15 protein-coding genes, 1 tRNA gene and 2 pseudogenes are annotated in these 18,362 nt (G+C 65.5%); 3 read left to right on the top strand and 15 right to left on the bottom strand.

Annotated features, from left to right (window positions below; all coding sequences use genetic code 11):
* The first annotated feature begins 107 nt into the window (after positions 1-107).
* Entirely contained in the window at positions 108-2,096 is a 1,989-nt protein-coding gene (locus D578_RS0102925) for a DUF1631 family protein (protein WP_026289142.1), read from the top strand.
* Between the two features lie 271 nt (positions 2,097-2,367).
* Here the strand turns inward: D578_RS0102925 and cysZ are convergent, their stop codons facing one another.
* The 13 genes from cysZ to D578_RS0102860 form a co-directional block, all read right to left on the bottom strand.
* Positions 2,368-3,075 carry a sulfate transporter CysZ gene (gene cysZ / locus D578_RS0102920; protein WP_155996760.1) on the bottom strand — a complete coding sequence of 236 codons (708 nt, stop codon included), beginning with the start codon at positions 3,073-3,075 and terminating at the stop codon, positions 2,368-2,370.
* A gap of 29 nt (positions 3,076-3,104) precedes the next feature.
* The gene (locus D578_RS0102915; RefSeq protein WP_018948498.1) at positions 3,105-3,314 is read right to left on the bottom strand and encodes a DUF3185 family protein; all 210 of its coding nucleotides are present in this window, start codon (positions 3,312-3,314) and stop codon (positions 3,105-3,107) included.
* A 230-nt stretch (positions 3,315-3,544) separates the two neighbouring features.
* A complete protein-coding gene (locus D578_RS0102910) occupies positions 3,545-4,378 on the bottom strand; it encodes an amidohydrolase family protein (RefSeq protein ID WP_018948497.1) in 834 nt (277 codons plus the stop codon).
* A 29-nt stretch (positions 4,379-4,407) separates the two neighbouring features.
* Complete coding sequence (locus tag D578_RS0102905; RefSeq protein WP_018948496.1) at positions 4,408-4,842, bottom strand: glutathione S-transferase N-terminal domain-containing protein; 435 nt, start codon at positions 4,840-4,842, stop codon at positions 4,408-4,410.
* A gap of 325 nt (positions 4,843-5,167) precedes the next feature.
* Positions 5,168-5,764, bottom strand: coding sequence for a DsrE family protein (locus D578_RS0102900; RefSeq protein WP_018948495.1), 597 nt, complete (start codon positions 5,762-5,764; stop codon positions 5,168-5,170).
* 69 nt (positions 5,765-5,833) lie between these two features.
* Positions 5,834-6,556 carry a phosphate signaling complex protein PhoU gene (gene phoU, locus D578_RS0102895; RefSeq protein ID WP_018948494.1) on the bottom strand — a complete coding sequence of 241 codons (723 nt, stop codon included), beginning with the start codon at positions 6,554-6,556 and terminating at the stop codon, positions 5,834-5,836.
* An 11-nt stretch (positions 6,557-6,567) separates the two neighbouring features.
* Complete coding sequence (gene pstB / locus D578_RS0102890; RefSeq protein ID WP_018948493.1) at positions 6,568-7,398, bottom strand: phosphate ABC transporter ATP-binding protein PstB; 831 nt, start codon at positions 7,396-7,398, stop codon at positions 6,568-6,570.
* Between the two features lie 308 nt (positions 7,399-7,706).
* Positions 7,707-9,374, bottom strand: coding sequence for a phosphate ABC transporter permease PstA (pstA, locus tag D578_RS0102885; protein ID WP_018948492.1), 1,668 nt, complete (start codon positions 9,372-9,374; stop codon positions 7,707-7,709).
* A 27-nt stretch (positions 9,375-9,401) separates the two neighbouring features.
* On the bottom strand, positions 9,402-11,672 hold the full coding sequence (locus D578_RS0102880) for an ABC transporter permease subunit (protein ID WP_018948491.1): 2,271 nt from the start codon (positions 11,670-11,672) through the stop codon (positions 9,402-9,404).
* 210 nt (positions 11,673-11,882) lie between these two features.
* Positions 11,883-12,857: a PstS family phosphate ABC transporter substrate-binding protein gene (locus tag D578_RS0102875; RefSeq protein WP_018948490.1), complete on the bottom strand. Its 975-nt coding sequence runs from the start codon at positions 12,855-12,857 to the stop codon at positions 11,883-11,885.
* 291 nt (positions 12,858-13,148) lie between these two features.
* A complete protein-coding gene (phoR, locus tag D578_RS0102870; protein WP_018948489.1) occupies positions 13,149-14,471 on the bottom strand; it encodes a phosphate regulon sensor histidine kinase PhoR in 1,323 nt (440 codons plus the stop codon).
* A gap of 15 nt (positions 14,472-14,486) precedes the next feature.
* Positions 14,487-15,176: a phosphate regulon transcriptional regulator PhoB gene (gene phoB / locus D578_RS0102865; protein ID WP_018145420.1), complete on the bottom strand. Its 690-nt coding sequence runs from the start codon at positions 15,174-15,176 to the stop codon at positions 14,487-14,489.
* A gap of 161 nt (positions 15,177-15,337) precedes the next feature.
* A complete protein-coding gene (locus D578_RS0102860; protein WP_018948488.1) occupies positions 15,338-16,123 on the bottom strand; it encodes a 3',5'-cyclic-nucleotide phosphodiesterase in 786 nt (261 codons plus the stop codon).
* 250 nt (positions 16,124-16,373) lie between these two features.
* On the opposite strand from D578_RS0102860, the gene D578_RS0102855 reads away from it, so the two are divergent.
* A tRNA-Ala gene (locus tag D578_RS0102855) sits at positions 16,374-16,449 on the top strand.
* A gap of 118 nt (positions 16,450-16,567) precedes the next feature.
* Here the strand turns inward: D578_RS0102855 and D578_RS15225 are convergent.
* A pseudogene (locus D578_RS15225) lies at positions 16,568-17,002 on the bottom strand (transposase); the annotation flags it as partial.
* Positions 16,984-17,237, bottom strand: a pseudogene (locus D578_RS14745) (LexA family protein); the annotation flags it as partial. The pseudogenes D578_RS15225 and D578_RS14745, both read right to left, overlap by 19 nt.
* Before the next feature lie 263 nt (positions 17,238-17,500).
* On the opposite strand from D578_RS14745, the gene D578_RS0102840 reads away from it, so the two are divergent.
* Entirely contained in the window at positions 17,501-18,193 is a 693-nt protein-coding gene (locus tag D578_RS0102840) for a hypothetical protein (RefSeq protein ID WP_018948485.1), read from the top strand.
* Positions 18,194-18,362 lie beyond the last annotated feature (169 nt).

Here is an 18,362-nt window from a genome sequence, read left to right as displayed (position 1 = left end):
CAACCACGCGGAAATACGGGGACACCTCAGCGATGGCAGGCAGGGAACATACGGACTGGGAAGGTCGGGGCGAGGCCCCGGCCGCGGTCTGGTCGGGTCTGACCGGATTGTCGGATGCCCAGCGTCAGCAACTGGCGCACGGTATCGTCCCGCGGGTGACCGACCACCTGGATCGCTGCCTGGAATCCATAGCCCGGGAATGGTCTGCTGGCGGCAAGGAAGCCGACGGTACCGAGTGGGCGAATCAGCTCCAGGGCTATCAGTACGTGCTGCGTCGCCAGTTCGAGGAAGCCCTGGAGCGCGACTTTGTCGCCACAACCTACCCGCCCGAGTACGAATTCTCCGGTTCCAGCTACGCCGACGACAATTCCGGCCTGCAGATCCTGGACGATTACCAGTCCACCCGACGCTCCCTGCGCCACAAGCTCGAAGGGCTGGTCCGCGAGCATAATCGCTACTCCTGGTTCGTGTTCCTCCAGGCCGCGCGTGAGGCCCATCGCTTTGAGCACCCCGGCTGGGCGCCCTGGTCGCCGCTGAACTGGTACGAGCGCTTGATCGAAACGGCCGAGGAACAGTTCGGCCGGACGGACATGACGCTGGACCTGATGCGAGCCTACGTGCGCTGCCTGGGCCAGACGGCCGCGCCGACCCTGGCCTTCGTGGTCGAAACGGTCGAGGCATGCGGACTGGTTAGAGAGCCGGTGTCCGAGTCCCGGGAGGGTGACCTGACCGGGACGTCGCCGCGCGCGAGCTGGGCACAGGCCACCCGGGAAGGGGGCGCCGCCACCGCTTCGGAACCGGCCGCGGCGGAGGGCGCTGCACCTGCGGTCGGCGGAGCGGGGGGCGTTGCGGTTGCACGTGCTGCGATGCCTCCCCCGGATGCCGGCGCGGCCGACTGGCTGCAGTGGGCCGCGGGGGCCGGCTGGCTGCCGTCTGGCCATGGAGCTGTGGTGGGCGGGGGCGGCGGCCCGGCGACCGGCGCCGCCGTGGCGGCCGAAGCGATGGCGGAACCGCCGATCGAGAGCGTCATCGAGGGCGTCCTGGCGGGCGTGTTCGGCGAGGTGTCGCGACACCTCGATTGCCATGCGGCGTTCCGCGCGTTGATGCTGGATCTGCAACCGCTACTGACGCGCGCGGTCAGCCGCGATCTCGAGTTCTTCCGCGACCCGGGGCACCCGTTGCGCGAATGGGTCGGCAGCCTGATCAATACGGGCGTGCGAATCAGCCCCGAGGTCAGCGCGGAAGACTCGGAGGTGGTCAGCCGCTACCTCGACGCGATGCGCCGGAGTGTCGAACGCCTGGGGAACGCGATCGATGATCTGGATCGCGCGGGGGCGCAGACGCTGAGGGAGGACTGGGCCGCGGCCGTGGCCGCGGAGCACGAATACTGGCAGGCACAGGCCGCCGCGCTCGCGGCGCCGATGTGTCAGAAGGAACGGGCGGCCCGCGCCCGGCGCACCCTGACGGTCTGCGTGCTGGAGACCGGGGCCGAGCTTCCGGAGCGCTCCGCCGAGCAGATCGCCGAGGCCTGGGAAGACCTGCTGGCGGTGGACGAGGCGGCCGTGCAGGTGCTGGACGCCGAGGTGCAGGAGGTCGTGCGGGCCATCTGCAACCGGGCCACGCCGCAGGAAGCGAACCCGCTGGTGCAGCGGATCGTGGCGACCGCGCGCGAGTTTGGCGCTGACGAGGCACGCGTCAAGGCGGTTGTGCAGCACCTGGGCCAGGCTCATCTGCAGCGCATCCGGGCCTCCGCCGACGAGCCGCGCTTCGATCCCCAGGCGCGGATTCAGGCGCGGCGTGCCGTGCGCCTCGAGGATGACGACCCCGACCTGTTGACCGATCTCGACGATCCCTGGGTCTTCGATGCCAGCAGGATCCGCACCGGCGAGTGGTTCGAGATGGTCGACAAGGCGACCGGGCAGTTGCACCGCATGGGCCTGGTCTGGCGCGGTGAGGCGACCCGCGGCTACCTGTTCCTGTCGCTGGATCTGGGCGCCAGCCGGCGCCACTCCCTGCAGGGTGTGGCCCAGGAACTGCGCGAGGGCCGCATGCGCCCGCTCCCCGACGACAACCCGCTGGATGCCCTGCTCGCCTGACCTGCGCCTTTGCGCCAAAGGTCACAGGCATCTGGCACCACGAAGCGCACGAAGGCACGAAGAGGGATCAAGGGTGGGGCACCAGAGAGGGCCCGGAGAAGGCGAGGGAATCGGGGTGAGAGCTTTGGTACCGAGTGCCGTACGGGCTTTTCACGACGACGCGTCTGGTATCGGGCTTGAGCTACCCCGGATTATGGTGGAGGTAGGGCGTGTTGAGCCCTGCGAAACGCACCATGCGGAGACTTTCGCGTCCATCTGGAGTGTCCCGACGTTAGGCCCGGGGCAGGCGCACGCGCAGGTGGGTTGCGCCGATGACCGCAGCCGGCACCAGTAGCAGGTTCAGCAACGGCACCATCGCCAGCAGCGTGGTCCCGGCCCCGAAGCTCAGGGTCTCCAGTCGATGGGCGCGCACCGTCTTGCGCACCTCGGCGAATGCCAGGCCGTCGTTGGCCAGCGGCGCCTCCAGGAATTCCACGGCCAGCACCCAGCTCCCGAAAGTGAACCAGGCGATGGGGGCCAGCAGGTTCAGTCCGGGGATCACCGTGATCAGCAGCACGGGGATGAACAGCAGGGCGTAGTAGCCGGTCTTGCGCAGCGCGGTCACGGTTGCGTGGCCCATCTCGCCAAGGAACGAGCGTGCCGGCTGGCGCGGTTCGTGGCCCAGTCCGCGCGCGGTGCGGTAGGCCAGCGGCCCGGAGAATGGGCTGGCGATGATCGCCGCCAGTACAACGGCGGAGACCGCGAAGGCCACCAGCAGTGCCAGTGCGAACAGGGGCCAGAGCAGCCAGGCGAGCCAGTCCCAGCCGCTGGGCAGCCAGGCGGCCAGCAGGGCCTCGAAGCCGAGCCCGGCGGCCGTCGCGAGGCCGATCACGACCACGATGTTGATGATCAGCGGGCCGATCACCAGGCCGCGCAGGCCCGGCTCGAATACGCGCGCGAGCCCGCGAAACGGTGCCAGGAACGCGAACAGCGGTGTCAGCACCGCATGCGCGGGCGTCACGCGTGCCCTCAGCGGCGTACCCCGAAGATCGTGAGCACGAGGCCGACCGCGGCCATTACACCGCCAACGATCAGATACATGCGCGTGTCGTCCGTATAGCGCCCCATGAACTCCTGATGCAATTCCTCGCCCAGGCTATCGGTGGCGGTGTAGCCCATTACCAGCAGGATGACGCCGCCCACCAGCAGGGCAATCCCGAGAAGTCGCGTCCAGTGCATGTCGTATCCCCTTGTTGTTGGGTGCTTCCCCTGAATGTAGCACCGATCCGCGCCCCCGGCGTCATAGCAGTGCACATCCTGGGATGAGAGTTGTGGGCGCGGGCCTGAACGGAGGCCTGAGACCAATCCCGATCGGTTAACCCCGTCAATCCTTCCGATCTTCCAGTATTCCTGTTAATCGCCCTCGACCTGCCTCTTCTTCGCGTCTTTGTGCGCTTCGTGGTGTCGCCTTAACGCGCGGGGAAGAGGCGTTCGCCGTTTTCGAAGGCGATGGCGCGGGCGACGTTGTCGGGGAGCTGGTCGAGCCAGGCGCGGGTCTCGTCTTTCAGGTGGGTGTATTGCTCCCAGCGCGTGGTGGTGAAGGTGTCCACGCCGATCATGAAGCGGTCGGGGTGAGTGAGAAACAGCTCGAACCAGTCGTCGTCGATCTGCCCGCCGGGATTGATGCGCGGGTTGCGCATGGACAGGTCCATGTTCATGCGCGGGTGGCGCTCGAGATAGTCCTGCACCAGGGGCGGGTAGGCATAGCTGCCGGCGTGGGCCCAGAGGATGCGGACCTCGGGGTGGGTGGCATAGGCGTGGTCGATCACCGCCGGGTCGCCGTGGATCATGATGGTCAGGTCGCGGGCGGTGGCCAGATCCAAAAGCTGTTCGAACCCGGGGGCGAAGCGGTCGCCCGCGAGGATGTGGAACTCGCCCAGTCCGCGCCAGGCCACGTCGGATTCATCCAGCATGTCGGCAATGCGCTCGCCCAGGTCCTCGACATGCATCCAGTCCATCTTCTTGCCCAGACGCTGGGAGACCTCCAGGAACGGCACGATGCGGGAATCGGAGCCCGCCTTCAGGCGTCGGATCAAGCCGCCTTCGGTCGACATCACGATGGCGCTGCGCACGTCATTGGAGGCCAGGGTGCGGGCCACGTCGCTGATGCCGAAGGTCTCTGCTACCGCCGGGCGGTAGTGCAGGTGGGCATCGAAGATCGGCGGCTGGGCGCTGGCGACCGTGAAGGGCAGTGCCAGCAGTAGCGTGATCCCGATCAGGGAACGGCGAAAGCGATGGCGCATGGTCAGGCCCTCCGGAAGCCGGGTGGGTATCAGGAACGCGTCTGGCTGTCGGCCGCCTGCGGCGCCTCGGTCTGTGCCGGGTCGAAGCGCTCGCGCAGGTAGCGGATGATGGCATCGGATTCGTAGAGCCAGCGCACCGAACCGTCGTCTTCCTCGATCCGCAGGCAGGGCACCTGCAGGCGGCCGCCCTCGTTCTGCAGTTCCTCGCGCCAGGGCCCGGTGGCCTGAGCGTTGCGCAGTTCGATATCCAGCGAGAGGCGTTGCATCGCGCGGCGGGCCTTGATGCAGAACGGACAGGCGGGGAAGTGATAAAGCGCGAGGTGGCGCGTTTGCTCGTCAATTTGGGCCTGGTCGGCCGGGTCGCGTTCGACGCCGCGCGGGCGCGACACGCGCTCCCCGATCAGCATGAACGGGGTCAGAATCAGGCGTACGCCACGGAAGAAGGTGCGAATCAGGAATCTCATGGCGAGAGGATGCCACAGGAACGCGACACCGTTACAGCATCCCGAGCGACGGGAGCGTTAGTTTCACCCTCAAACCCAAGAGCGGTTTTACACGAAGCGCACGAAGGTCCGAAGAAGGTCCAGACCCTGTAACCACACAGTTCACAGAGGACACGGAGAACGGCAAAACCGTTGACGGGATGGTGGTTTGAGCGACCTGAAGCGGTAGCCCGATAGCCTTCTTTAACATCCCTGACCTGCTCCGGGTCCTCTGTGGTGAAACCGCCCTTGTCCTTCTTCGTGTCTTCGTGCGCTTCGCGGTGAATATCTCCCTGAATCAAAACGCTCAGGGGGTGCCGAAGTCGAACTCCCAGGGGTCTTCCGGGGGCGCGTCGAGTAGCGACGGGCGCAGGCGAATCACTTCGAAGCCCAGTTCGCGATACTCATCGAGGCGGTCCGGGGCCCGATCGGCGACCTCGACGAAGTCGGCAAAGGCGTCCGCGTCCAGGCCGCGCCAGCCGGCAAAGGTGCCGCAGACTGCAACGTTTACGCCTTCGTCGCGGATCAGCGCCTCCACCTCGTCGTGCAGGCCAGGGTGCTGCGCCGCTTCGCGGCGCGTGAGGGTGAACTGTTCCGCGCCGTGGGCGACGACGGCCACTGGGTAGTCCGGGTCGCGCTCGCGCAGGCGGGCGATATTGGCGCGGATCTCGGGAAGGAGCGCGGACAGCGCCGCGCGGTCGTTCTCGATAATCTCGAAGACCACGCCTTCCGGGAGCTTGTCGCGTTCCAGGAGTTCGAGGACGGCCGCGGATGGTTCGCCCGAGGGTGCCTGGTCAGAGGGGCCCGCATGCAGGCCGGGCATGGCCAGCATTGCAATGAGGCCGCCCACGACCAGCCAGGCGGGGAGCGGGAATGGCAGAGGCGGCGTGCTGGTAATCCACATGGCCCCATTCAAGCCGAGCTAGCCGAACGAAGCAAACGCCCGCGTACGGGCAGGGTAGGGCCGCCGGGGTCAGTGGCGGTCGCCGGTGGCCTGCTCGGCCATTTGCTCGTAGCTGGTGTGGCGCACGTCCTTGCCCTTGACGAAGTAGACGACGTATTCGCAGATATTGCGCGCGCGGTCGCCAATGCGTTCCAGGGAGCGGGTGGCCCAGACGATGTCCATCAGGCGCGGTACGGAGTCCGGCGCGGCGGTCATCTGCTTCATCAGCTTGTGGGTGATGGTCTCGTACAGGCTGTCGATCTGGATATCCAGCTGGGCGACGCGTACGGCCTGTTCCACGTCCATGCGGGCGAAGGCATCCAGGGCCCCGCGGGTCATCTCGCGGACGTGTTCGCCCATGCTCGCGATATCCGACATCGGGGCGCTGTTGCGGTCCTCGTCCAGCAGGTGCAGCCCCATGCGGCCGACCCGCTCGGCCTCGTCGCCCATGCGTTCGAGGTCGGTGATGGTCTTGATGACCGCGATCACCAGACGCAGGTCGGAGGCGGTCGGCTGGCGCCGGGCGAGGATGTGGGTGCACTCCTCGTCGATCTCGACCTCCTTGGCGTTGACCTCGTAGTCGGAGGTCATGACCTTTTCGGCCAGTTCGACGTCGCCCTCGACCATCGCGTGGATGGCATCGGCGAGTTGTTGCTCGACCAGGCCGCCCATGGCCATCACCTGCTTGATGATGTCTTCCAGTTCGGCGTTGAACTGCTGCGAGATGTGCTGCTTGAAAAAGCTCTTGTCCATGTCGTCCTTCCTCAGCCGAAGCGGCCGGTGATGTAGTCCTCGGTCTGCTTCTTGGCAGGCGAGGTGAACAGGGTGTCGGTATCCGCGTATTCGATCAGCTCGCCCATGTACATGAAGGCGGTGTAGTCGGAGACGCGCGCGGCCTGCTGCATGTTGTGGGTGACGATGACCAGCGTGTAATCCTTCTTCAGCTCGATCATCAGCTCCTCGATCTTCAGCGTGGCGAGCGGGTCCAGCGCGGAGCAGGGCTCGTCCAGCAGCAGGACCTCGGGGTCGATCGCGATGGCGCGGGCGATGACCAGGCGCTGCTGCTGGCCGCCGGACAGACCAAAGGCATTCTCGTGCAGGCGGTCTTTCACTTCGTCCCACAGCGCGGCGCGCTTGAGGGACTTCTCGACCACCTCGTCCAGCTTGCGGCGGTTCTTGACCCCCTGCAGGCGCAATCCATAGGCCACGTTCTCGTAGATCGACTTGGGGAACGGGTTGGGCTTCTGGAACACCATGCCCACACGGCGGCGCAACTCGGGGATATCCACCGACTTGGCGTTGATGTCGGCGCCGTCCAGGCGGATGGTGCCCTCGATGCGCACCGAATCGATCAGGTCGTTCATGCGGTTGAAACAGCGCAGGAACGTGGACTTGCCGCAACCGGAGGGCCCGATGAACGCGGTGATGCGGTTCTTCGGGATGCGGATGTCGATGCCCTTGAGCGCCTGGTCCTCGCCGTAGTAGAGCTTGAGGTCCTCCGTGGTCAGACAGATGTCCTCACGGTCGAGGCTCAGGCCGCGCGGGGCCTGGTTGCTCTGGGCCACGTTGACGGCCTGGGTGGCGTTATCGCTCATCTCGTAATACTCCAAAAGGTATTCTGATGGGGGACGCGGGGCTCATATGCCCGATCGTCATCGCGGAGGGTGAAGCGCCGCGGCGATCTGTCGACGCTGCGGGCCCTGGCCGCTTCGTGGGGTTCCGGAAGCGATTGCCACGGCCCCTTCGGGGCCTCGCAATGACGGGGAACGATCTGCGTCATTGCGAGGAGCGAAGCGACGAAGCAATCGGTCCGAGATGCCCATGTACTGGAGGGCTTGGCGAACGATTGCCGCGGGCCCTTTGGGCCCTCGCAATGACGGGTAATGAGCAACATGGTCGGGCCTCAGTCGCTGTCGGCGCGATATTTTTCGCGCAGGTGGTTGCGGATCGAGATCGCGGTCAGGTTGAGCACGATGATCAGCACCACCAGGACCAGGGCCGTCGCGTAGACCAGCGGGCGGCCGGCCTCGACGTTCGGGCTCTGGAAGCCGACGTCGTAGATGTGGAAGCCCAGGTGCATGAAGGCGCGGTCCAGATGCAGGTACGGGAAGTTGCCGTCCAGTGGCAGGCTGGGCGCCAGCTTGACCACACCGACCAGCATCAGCGGGGCCACTTCGCCGGCGGCGCGCGCGACGGCCAGGATCAGCCCGGTCATCATCGCCGGCGCGGACAACGGCACGATCAGGCGCCACAGGGTCTCGGCCTTGGTCGCGCCCAGGGCCAGCGAGCCGTGGCGGATGCTGGCGCCGATGCGGGTCAGGCCTTCCTCGGTGGAGACGATCACCACCGGAAGGGTTAGCAGCGCCAGCGTCAGCGAGGCCCAGATGATGGCTGGCGAGCCGAAGGTGGGCGAGGGTAGGGCGTCGCGGAAGAACATTTGGTCGATGTTGCCGCCGACCAGGTAAACGAAGAAGCCCAGGCCGAACACCCCGAATACGATGGAGGGGACCCCCGCGAGGTTGTTCACCGAGATGCGGATGATGCGCACCAGCGGGCCCTGTTTGGCGTATTCACGGAGGTAGATCGCGGCCATGACGCCGAACGGGGTGACCACGATCGACATGATCAGGACCATCAGCACGGTGCCGAAGATCGCCGGCAGGATGCCGCCCTCGGTGTTCGCCTCGCGCGGATAGCCGGTCATGAACTCCCAGAAGGTGTGCACGTAGTGCCCCAGCTTCTGCGGGATGCTCATGTCGTTCGGCCACCAGGCGTTAACCACGTCGGCCAGTGCGATCGCGGATTCAGCGCCGTCGGCGGTCTCCATCAGGATGGTGTAACGGCGCAGTTCGTTGCGCAGTTCATTGCGCTGGGTCTCGAGCTCCGCGTACTGCTCCTCGAGTTCGCCCCGTTCGGCCGACAGCTCCTCTTCGCGCCCGGCACGTTCCTCGATCGACAGGTCGGTGGCGCGCTCGATACCGCGCAGGGCGATGCGGATCTGTTCGATCCGGAAGTTGATCCGTCCGATCTCCACGCGTTCGATGTGTTCGATCTGGCGGACCAGGGCGCGGGTCTCGGGGATGATCGCCTCGAAGCGGGCGCGCGCCTCGTCGCCGGTGGCCACGGCCTCGCCATCGACGCGGAATTCGCGGACGAAGCCGTAGAAGTTGCCCCATTGCAGGCGTTCCAGCACCACCGCATCGCGAGGGTGTTCGCGGTCGGTCATGAAGTCTTCCAGATACCAGCGGAAGTCGCGGCTGTCGAGGTCGCGGTTACCGCGCTTGACCAAGTGACGCACCACGATTTCCTGGCCCTCGGGGACGTCGAAGCCGGCGTCGCGCATGGCCTGGGCGGTCATCGTCTCGGAGCGCTGGAACTCCCCCATCACCCGGGTGGGCTCGCTCTGCTGCGCCGTCTGATAGTCGAACTGGGCGACGTTGGACGGCCAGAAGAACGACAGGCCGTTGACCGCGATCATCAGGATCAGCCCGAAGACCATCACCAGTGAGGTGGCCACCGCGCCCGCATTCAGCCAGATCCAGGGGGTGCCGGATTTGAACCATTTATTCATCGGATCGAGACCTGTCTGGAATGCGTTTTAAAGGGATGCGTATTTGTTGCGCAGGCGCTGGCGCACGATCTCGGCGACCGTGTTCACGAAGAACGTGAGCGCGAACAGCACCAGGGCGGCGAGGAACAGGATGCGGAAGTGGCTCCCGCCCACCGCGGCCTCGGGCATCTCGACCGCGATGTTCGCGGAAAGCGTGCGCATGCCCTCGAAGATGTTGAAGTTGACCACTGGCGAGTTGCCGGTCGCCATCAGCACGATCATGGTCTCGCCCACCGCGCGGCCAAAGCCGATCATGACCGCGGAGAAGATGCCCGGGCTGGCGGTCAGCAGGACCACGCGTATCACCGTTTGCCAGGGGGTGGCACCCAGCGCCAGGGAGCCCTGCGTCAGGTGCTTGGGCACGTTGAACACCGCATCCTCGGAGATCGAATAGATCGTGGGGATGACGGCGAAGCCCATGGCGATGCCGATCACGAGGGCGTTGCGCTGGTCGTACGTGATGCCGTTGTCGGTCAGCCACTGGCGCGCATCGCCGCCGAACATCCAGATCTCGATCAGCGGGCTCAGCGTGACCGCGAACCAGCCCACCAGCAGGATCACCGGGATCAGGATCGCGGCTTCCCAGCCCGCCGGTATGAAGTTGCGGACCTGCTCGGGGAGCACTCGGGTCCAGACAAAGGCCATCAGCAGCATGGACAGTGGCAGCAGGATCAGGATGCTTGCGACGGCGGGCAGGTTGGCCTCGATGAACGGAGCCAACCACAGCCCGGCGAGAAAGCCGAGGATGACCGTCGGCAGGGCCTCCATCAGCTCGATGGACGGCTTGGTGAGCGTGCGCATGCGGGGCGACATGAAGTAGGCGCTGTAGATCGCCCCCATGATCGCCAGCGGCGTGGCGAACAGCATGGCGTAGAACGCGGCCTTGATGGTGCCGATGGTCAGCGGTATCAGGGAGAACTTGGGCTCGAATTCGTCGGTGGCCGAGGAGGACTGCCAGACGTAATCACCGGAGGAGCGGCCTTCGTACCAGACCTTCTGCCACAGGACGTGGAAGGAGACCTCGGGATGACGGTTTTCCAGACGCTGCAGGTGCCAGTTCTCGGCTTCGTCGATGGCGATCAGCAGGCGGTTGCGCGGGTCCACGTACACCCGATGGAGCGCTTGATCGGTGATCTGGCGCTCCACCAGGGTGCGCTGCGAGGTGGGGTAGTGGATCTTGATCTCGCCGGTTTCGTCGGCAGTCAGGAAGCCCTTGCGGATGTATTCGGGCTGGGTGTTGGTGACCGCCGCCGCGTGAGCGGGAAACTCGCGCACGCGGGTGATGCGGTTCACGTTGCCGTCGTCGCGCACCAGCATGTACTGGGTTACGGACCCGTCCGAGCCACCGACGATGATGGACACCGTGCCGAGCAGGTATTCCAGCGAGGTCACCTTGGCGTCATCGCTGCGGATCACTCGCTTGCTGTCTTCCAGCTTCGCGCTGGCAGGCCGGCGGATGTCGTAGGAGTGCAGGCGCCCCTGGTCGTCGCCGACCAGCATGATGCGCCCGGTGATGTCGAGCAGGATGCGGGTGGGCGTGCTGCCTTCCGGAAGCGCCGGCATGTCGTAGGCACTGCGGCGGACTTGGGTCTCGCCGGTCATCATCGAGGTGGTCTCCTCGAAAGTGGCCAGGCGCAGATCGCCGCGGTCGTTCGCGGCCGCCACGCGAATACCGCTGGAACCGCGCTGGATCCCCACGACGCTGATGGCGTGCCCATCGCCGTCGATATCCAGCAAGGCGGAGTCTTCATCACCCACGGGGAAGACCACCTGTGGGTCGTATTCGCGGCCTTCGGGGGTGAAGCTCTCGTTGTATTCGTACTGGATGGCGAGCACCTGCCCGTTGTCGAGCCCCAGCGCTACCAGACGCGTGCGTGGCTCGGCCGCGGAGAAGCTTGTGACCCGGACGTCGTCGGGGATTGGCAGCTCCTGCTCGCGCACGATTTCGCCGCTACCGGGGCGGAAGAACACCGCACGCCGATCGTCGGTGATGCGTACGGCCATTTCGCGGTGGCGGTTCACCGCCAGGTGTACGGTGCGGGTGTCGGCCCCACCGGGGGCTTCGTATTCGGTCAGGGGGTCGAGCTGGGCGCCCTGGAACATCGGCAGGGTTTCGCTCAGCAGGTAGACAAACATGAGGGTAAGAGCGCCGACCACGGCGAGCCCGAAGAACCCGATCATGTAACGCGCGGAGCGGTCCTTGGTTCGGCGCCAGCGCTGGAAACCGGCGAGGCGCGGGGCGATGGTGTCGGTGGACATGAAGTTCCCCTGAGAGCAGCCACAAAGAGTCTGCGAAACCATTGGATGACGGGCGAGATGCTACGGGTGGCATGTGACAGCCGCGTGACATCCATGTGACGGCTGGTTGACCGGTAGGGACAGAAGCCTGCGCGCAACACACAAAAAAGGCCGGAACCCGAGGGTTCCGGCCCGTGCACCCATTCCCTGGATGCGGGTACTGCGCCCGGCTTATTCCAGACCGAGGGTCTTGCGCTCGCGTTCGGCAACCGTGGCCGGCAGCGGGATGAAGCCGTCACGCACGACCACTTCCTGGCCTTCCTTCGACAGCACCATCTTCAGGAATTCGGCCGCGCGCGGAGTCAGGCCGTCTTCCGGGTGCTTGTTGACCATCACGTACAGGAAGCGGGCCAGCGGGTAATCGCCGGAGGCGGCGTTTTCGCCGGTGGCCTCGAAGTACTCGCCTTGTTCCTTGCCCAGCGGGATCGCGCGCACCCCGGAGGTGGAGTAGCCGATGCCGGAGTAGCCGATGCCGTTCAGCGACTCGGAGACACCCTGGACCACGGAAGCGGAACCCGGCTGTTCGTTGATGGAGTTCTTGAAGTCACCGTCACACAGGGCGTGCTGGCGGAAGTAGCCGTAGGTGCCGGAGACGGCGTTGCGGCTGTAGAGGGTGATGTCGCGGTTGGCCCAGGAGCCTTCCATACCGAGCTGGCCCCAGCGGGTAATGTCCTCGGCACCGCCGCAGCGACGGGTGGAGGAGAAGACCGCGTCGACCTGGTCGATGCTCATGCCCTCGATCGGGTTGTCGCGGTTCACGAACACGGCGATGGTGTCGATGGCGACCGGCACGGCGGTCATCTCGTAGCCGTGACGCTGTTCGAATTCGGCGTGTTCGCTGTCACGCGGCATGCGCGACATCGGGCCGAAGTCGGCGGTGCCTTCGGTCAGGGCGGGCGGGGCGGTGGAGGTGCCGGCACCCTGGATCTGGACGTTCACGTTCGGGTAGAAGCCCTGGAATTCTTCCGCCCACAGGGTCATGAGGTTGTTCAGGGTGTCGGAACCGATGCTCGACAGGTTGCCGGAGATGCCGGAGACCGTCTGGTAGGTCGGGATGTCGGCATCGACTTCGGCCGAGGCGGTCAGCGGGGCGATGGCGAGGGCCGTGGCCGTGGCCAGCGCGAGGATGCTTCGCTTCAACAACATGGGTGTACTCCCTTGGGCTTGCTTGAGGTTTTCAAGGCCGATTGGCTCGGTCCTTGATGACGAATTATCGGGAGGGGTGCTTGCAGTTACGTGACGCGCATGTGACAGGCGCGTGACATGTGGTTCGGCGTGGACGGGGCCGGGGTTGCGGAGGGCGATTGCTTCGCTGCGCTCGCAATGACGGGTATTGGTATAGGTCATTGCGAGGAGCGAAGCGACGCGGCAATCGGTCCGAAAGGCCCCTGGACTCGGGGACTTGGCGGACGATTGCCACGGGCCCTCGCAATGACGCTAGTTGGACTGGCGGGAGGTTTCGGCGCGGCGGATGCGGCTCAACGGGAACAGGCAGCTGAAGCGGCTGCCGCGGCCGACCTGGCTTTCGATCGCGAGGTGGCCTTCGTGGCGGGCGAGAACGTGCTTGACGATGGCCAGGCCCAGGCCTGTCCCGCCACGTGACTGGGTGCGCCCCGCATCCACACGATAGAAGCGCTCGGTCAGGCGCCCGAGGTGATGGCTGGCGATGCCTGGCCCGGTGTCCTCGACGATCAGGCGTGCGCCGTCGTCGTCGGCGCGCCAGCGCAGGGTGATGGTGGTCCCGCCGGGGGTGTATTTCACGGCATTGAACAGCAGGTTGGCGCAGGCGGAGCGCAGTTCGTCCGCGTTGCCCTGGAACTCCAGTTTGGGGTCGGCGTCCAGCACGATCTCGTGCGCTTCCGTGCCCGAAAGAATGCGTGCCTCGTCCGTCAGCTTCTGGAGCAGCGGGAACGGGTTGAACCAGTCCTGCGGGCCGGTGGTTTCGCCGGTCTCCAGGCGCGAGAGGAGCAGCAGGTCGTCCACCAGCAGCTTCATGCGTTCCGACTGTTCGCGCAGCATCTGGACCGAACGCGCGAGCTGGGGCTGGTCCTCCAGCTCGTCTTCCAGGCTCTCGGTGACGCCGTAGAGTACGGTGAGCGGCGTGCGAAGCTCGTGCGACACATTGGCGATGAAGTCGCGGCGCATCACCTCCAGGCGGTGCAGGTGGGTGGTATCGCGGGCCAGCAGCAGGTACTGCGCGTCGCCATAGGGGAGCATGCGCATCTCCAGTTGGCGTTCGCTATCCAGCGGGGAGGGGACGGTCACCCGCGCGAGGGACTCGCGGGCGCGTTCCATGAACGTCAGGAATTCCGGGTGGCGCAGCAGGTGGGTAATACGCTGGCCCTCGTCGCGCGGCCAGTTGAGCCCGAGCAGTTGGCAGGACATGTCGTTCAGCCACTCGATGCGCAGGTCGTCGTTCAGGACCACGACCGCGTCGGGCATGGCCTTGGCCGAATCGCGGTAGCGCTCCAGCAGCTGGCGCAACCGATGCACACGGTTCTCGTGGCGTCTGCGGCGGCGGTAGAGGTGGTCAAAGATCACGCCCCACAGGCCGCGCACGTCCGGTGGGTCCGCACGACCACCCCGGCGCAGCCAGGTCTCCAGCCACAGCAGGTTGGCGATGTTCCAGGCCAGCGCCGCCCCAAGCAGAAACGCCAAGGTGGGCCAGAACTGGCCGGTGGCCCAGCCAAGCGCGAGGAGCGGCAGCGCGATCAGCAGGCTGGTAATGAGGATGTCGGGCCAGGTCTTGCGGGGCTGCACGGGGACCGCCGAACGTCAGGGAAGTTGCGAGAAACGGTACCCTGAACCGCGCACGGTTTGCACCAGGTGGTCATGGCCGGTGTCGGCCAGCGCCTTGCGCAGGCGGCGGATGTGGACATCCACCGTGCGTTCCTCCACATAGACGTTGGTACCCCAGACCTTGTCCAGCAGCTGTTCGCGGCTGAACACCCGATCCTGATGGGTCATGAAGAAGTGCAGCAGGTTGTATTCGGTGGGGCCCATGCTGATGGCCGCGCCGTTTCCGGTGATGCGGTGGGAAACCGGGTCCAGGCGCAGCCCCTCGATCTCGATGGGTTCCTCGCTGGTGGTTGGCGAGGTGCGGCGCAGGACGGCCTTCATGCGCGCCACGAGTTCGCGCGGGGAGAACGGCTTGGTTACATAGTCGTCGGCGCCGACATCCAGCCCGCGCACGCGGTCTTCTTCCTCGCCGCGGGCGGTCAGCATGATCAGCGGGATGTCCTTGGTGACCGGGCTGGTCTTGAGCGTGCGCGCCCAGTCGATACCGCTGATGTCCGGCAGCATCCAGTCCAGCAGGATCAGATCCGGCGGGTCTTCCAGCAGGAGGGATTTCGCCGAGCGGACATCTCCGGCCTCGCGGACTTCGTAGCCGGCCTTCTGGAACGGCACCTGCAGCATCTCGCGGATCGCCGCATCATCCTCAACCAGCAGAATTCGAGTGGCCATGGCCCCGTCTCATGATTGCCTGATGGGCATTAGATAACAGGGATGTTACAGGCGTGTGAATGGGAGGTGGTGCCGCGGCAACCGGCCCGTGGCGCGTTCGGGGGCTCCCGACCGATCGCCGCGGCCCTGCGGGCCTCGCGATGACGAGCGATGAGTGACCGCTAAGGGTGGGCGCCGAGTTCGAAGCGTTCGTTGCCGTGCAGGAAGATCATGCCTTCGTGGTGCGGTGAGCGGGCGAGCTGCTGGCGGATGGTTTGCTCGTGGCCGGGCTTTAGATGAGTGATGGCGATCCGCGGGCGATGCTGCAGCTGTGCCAGATCCTCGCCCAGGTGTTGCGGGGTGTAGTGCTTGGCCAGGTCCGCCATGCTTTCCATTTCGTCCGGCAGACCGGTCTCGATCATCAGCAGGTCCAGGTGGGGCAGGGCGTTCAGCGCGGGCCAGAGCAGGTGCGAGGAGGTTGTGTCGCCGGTGAAGGCGAAGGCCGCGCCGTCACTGTTGGTGACGCTGTAGCCGACCGCCGGGACGGTGTGACAGGCCGGGAGGACACAGATCTCGCGGTGATCCACCGTGATGGTGTGATCGGGCTGAAGGGACCCCAGGCGGATCAGCGGCTGATCGGGCCGTGGCAGACGGGTGAAGTCCGGCCAGATCACCCAGTTGAAGACGTGATCGCACAGGGCCTTGAGCGTCGCCGGGAGGCCGTGTACGTGGATGGGCGCGGCATCCGGGCTGTAGACCATGTCCGCCAGCATCGGGAGGAAGGCGATATGGTCGAGGTGCGAGTGGGTCAGGAAGACGTGCCGGATGCGCCGCAGCTCCTCGAGCGTCAGATCGCCTACGCCACTGCCGGCATCGATGAGGATGTCGTCATCGATGAGGATGGATGTGGTGCGCCGGCCCGGGCCAATCCCGCCACTGGCGCCCAGGATACGGACGGACAGACTCATACCGGGCAGTATATCGAGCCAGCACCGGGCCGTCCTGCGGCAAGACCCGAGGGCTGGAGGGCGGGGCCGGTTGTGCTGAGACGCTGGAGGTGGGTGACGGACATGTCCCAATGCTAGACCGGGTCCAGGCCCGACTTCCGTGATGCGCGGCGCGAAAAGGCGATTCTGTGGCAGGACGGGGTCGCAAAAAAACTCGTGCGGGCAGGGCTTCCCGCCACCCGGTGGAGTTGCTAGAATGCGCGTCCTGTTTGGGGCGGTAGCTCAGCTGGGAGAGCGTCGCGTTCGCAATGCGAAGGTCGGGAGTTCGATCCTCCTCCGCTCCACCAAAAACCCCAGAAAATCAGGAAGTTATAGGGCAAAAGACGCCGTATATACCATCCTGTGTACCATTCTTAGGAACGGTAGGCCCCGTCGGTACCTCACTGGCGGGGCTTTTCTTTTGGTTCATCGAGCGTTACCGGGGAAGGCGGCGCGGATTTTGAGGAAGAAGTGTTCCTGACCGCGGTAGCCATAGGCGCGGCGCTTGATGACCTTGATGGTGTTATTGATGCCCTCGACGACGCTGGTGTTCAGCCGATGGCGGCAGCGCGAGACGATGCCGGGCAGCTAGGGCTCCAGCAGGCGTGCGAAGCGCTGCAGGGCCTGGATTCCGCTCTCGTGCGGTTGCTGCACCCATTGCCGCCACGCCTGGTAGGTCCGCTCGGGGCTGCGCTGGAACCACAGTCTCTTGAGTTCGTCGCGTAAGAGGTAGACCGTCAGTAACGCCTGGTTGGCCTGCAGCAGCTCGTCCAGGCGCACCGCCTGGCCGGCGTTCAACGACATCCGGTTGCGCGACAGCAACCAGCGGCTGGACTTGATCACTCGCCACGCCCGCGCAGGGCCGGCGGTACCTCCACGGGTTCGGGCTGCGCCAGCGCCTCGATCGGTTGGTTGGCCGCGATCCGTCCGAGCAGGGGCAGGGTGTGGGCACCCCATGACCCGGTTGCCGCACCTTCGTCTTCGCGAGAGGGTGAGTCGAACAAGCCGTCCGCCAGCCGGCCCCCTCGATGGCGACCGCGGACGGCCTGCGCATATCCGCGGCCTCCAGGGCCCGGATGTGCTTGTGCAGCGAGCCGTGTAAGCGCATAACCCGACTGAAGGGGCAGATCAAACCGCTTCAGGCAACCATGCGTTTGGCAACGACGCCGTCCATGCATGTACTCACCGGCGAAACCGACTAATACCTCTGGATCGCCGAGGACCATGACGCGGACGTCCTCTACAATTTAGGAGAGATCTCCACAATCGCCCGCCAGTGGCGCCGGTTCTCCCGTTGACGTCGCTTCACTGCCACGAGTGTTGCGCCGCAACTTGCCCACAGACTCCAGGAGAGATGCGATGTACCAGTCTTACGCGCGAGCGATACTGATCGGCGTCGGCCTCTGCACCGCCGGGGCCACCCTCGCGGAGACATCGGCGCCTCCGATGTCGACGGTTCAAGAGGTTGAGGCTGGGGATCTTTTCCCTCTGGTTCCCGGTAAAAGCACGTTCAAGGTGGTCGACGGAGACGGAGAGGGACGGCAAGTCGTGCTGGAACTGAGTTCCGCAGACGGTGAAGGCCGCTGGGAAGTTCGATTTGGCGACTACAACATCCTCCATCTTTCCGAGCTCCGGGATGGCAGCGTACTGCTTACCGGTCTGGACGTGCTGACGCAAGGCCAGACCGTGCTGTACGAGCCACCCGTGGTGCTGCTACCCAGCAGGATCGTGCCCGATCGGACATGGAGCGCCTCTGGCAGGGCTACGGTCGTTAATAGAGAGACGCAAGAGGTTGAACATACGGGTGAGTACCAGCACCGAGTCATGCCCGTTACTCTTGAGCGGTATGCGACTCCTGCGGGCGATTACGAAGGTTTCCTGGTGCCGATCGAGCAGAGCATCGATCTTGAGGCTCAGGCGGTGATCCGGTTTTGGCTCGATCTTGGCTTCTTCCCCGGCCAAGGTCTGGTGAAACGGTCGATGAAGTTCGTCGTCGACAAACCCTTGTGGTTCGGCTCGACCACACGGCGCACAGCAGATCTCGTCCGTTAGGGAAACACTGATTTATTCCGCCGTGGGCGACGATCGTGCACGTCTGGGATAATACGCGGGGGTTCGGACCGCCGGCGGCGATCGAAGCGCAGTACCTTCAGCCACTTCAGGGGTTCGTTCTTACAGTGTGATCCAAACCAACGGGACTCCGGCAAACCCGGGGGGGGGT

The sequence above is a fragment of the Thioalkalivibrio sp. ALMg11 genome (assembly GCF_000377905.1).
Taxonomy (GTDB): domain Bacteria; phylum Pseudomonadota; class Gammaproteobacteria; order Ectothiorhodospirales; family Ectothiorhodospiraceae; genus Thioalkalivibrio.
The sequence above is the reverse complement of the archived record's forward strand: the minus strand, read 5'-3'. Positions and strand labels throughout refer to the sequence as shown.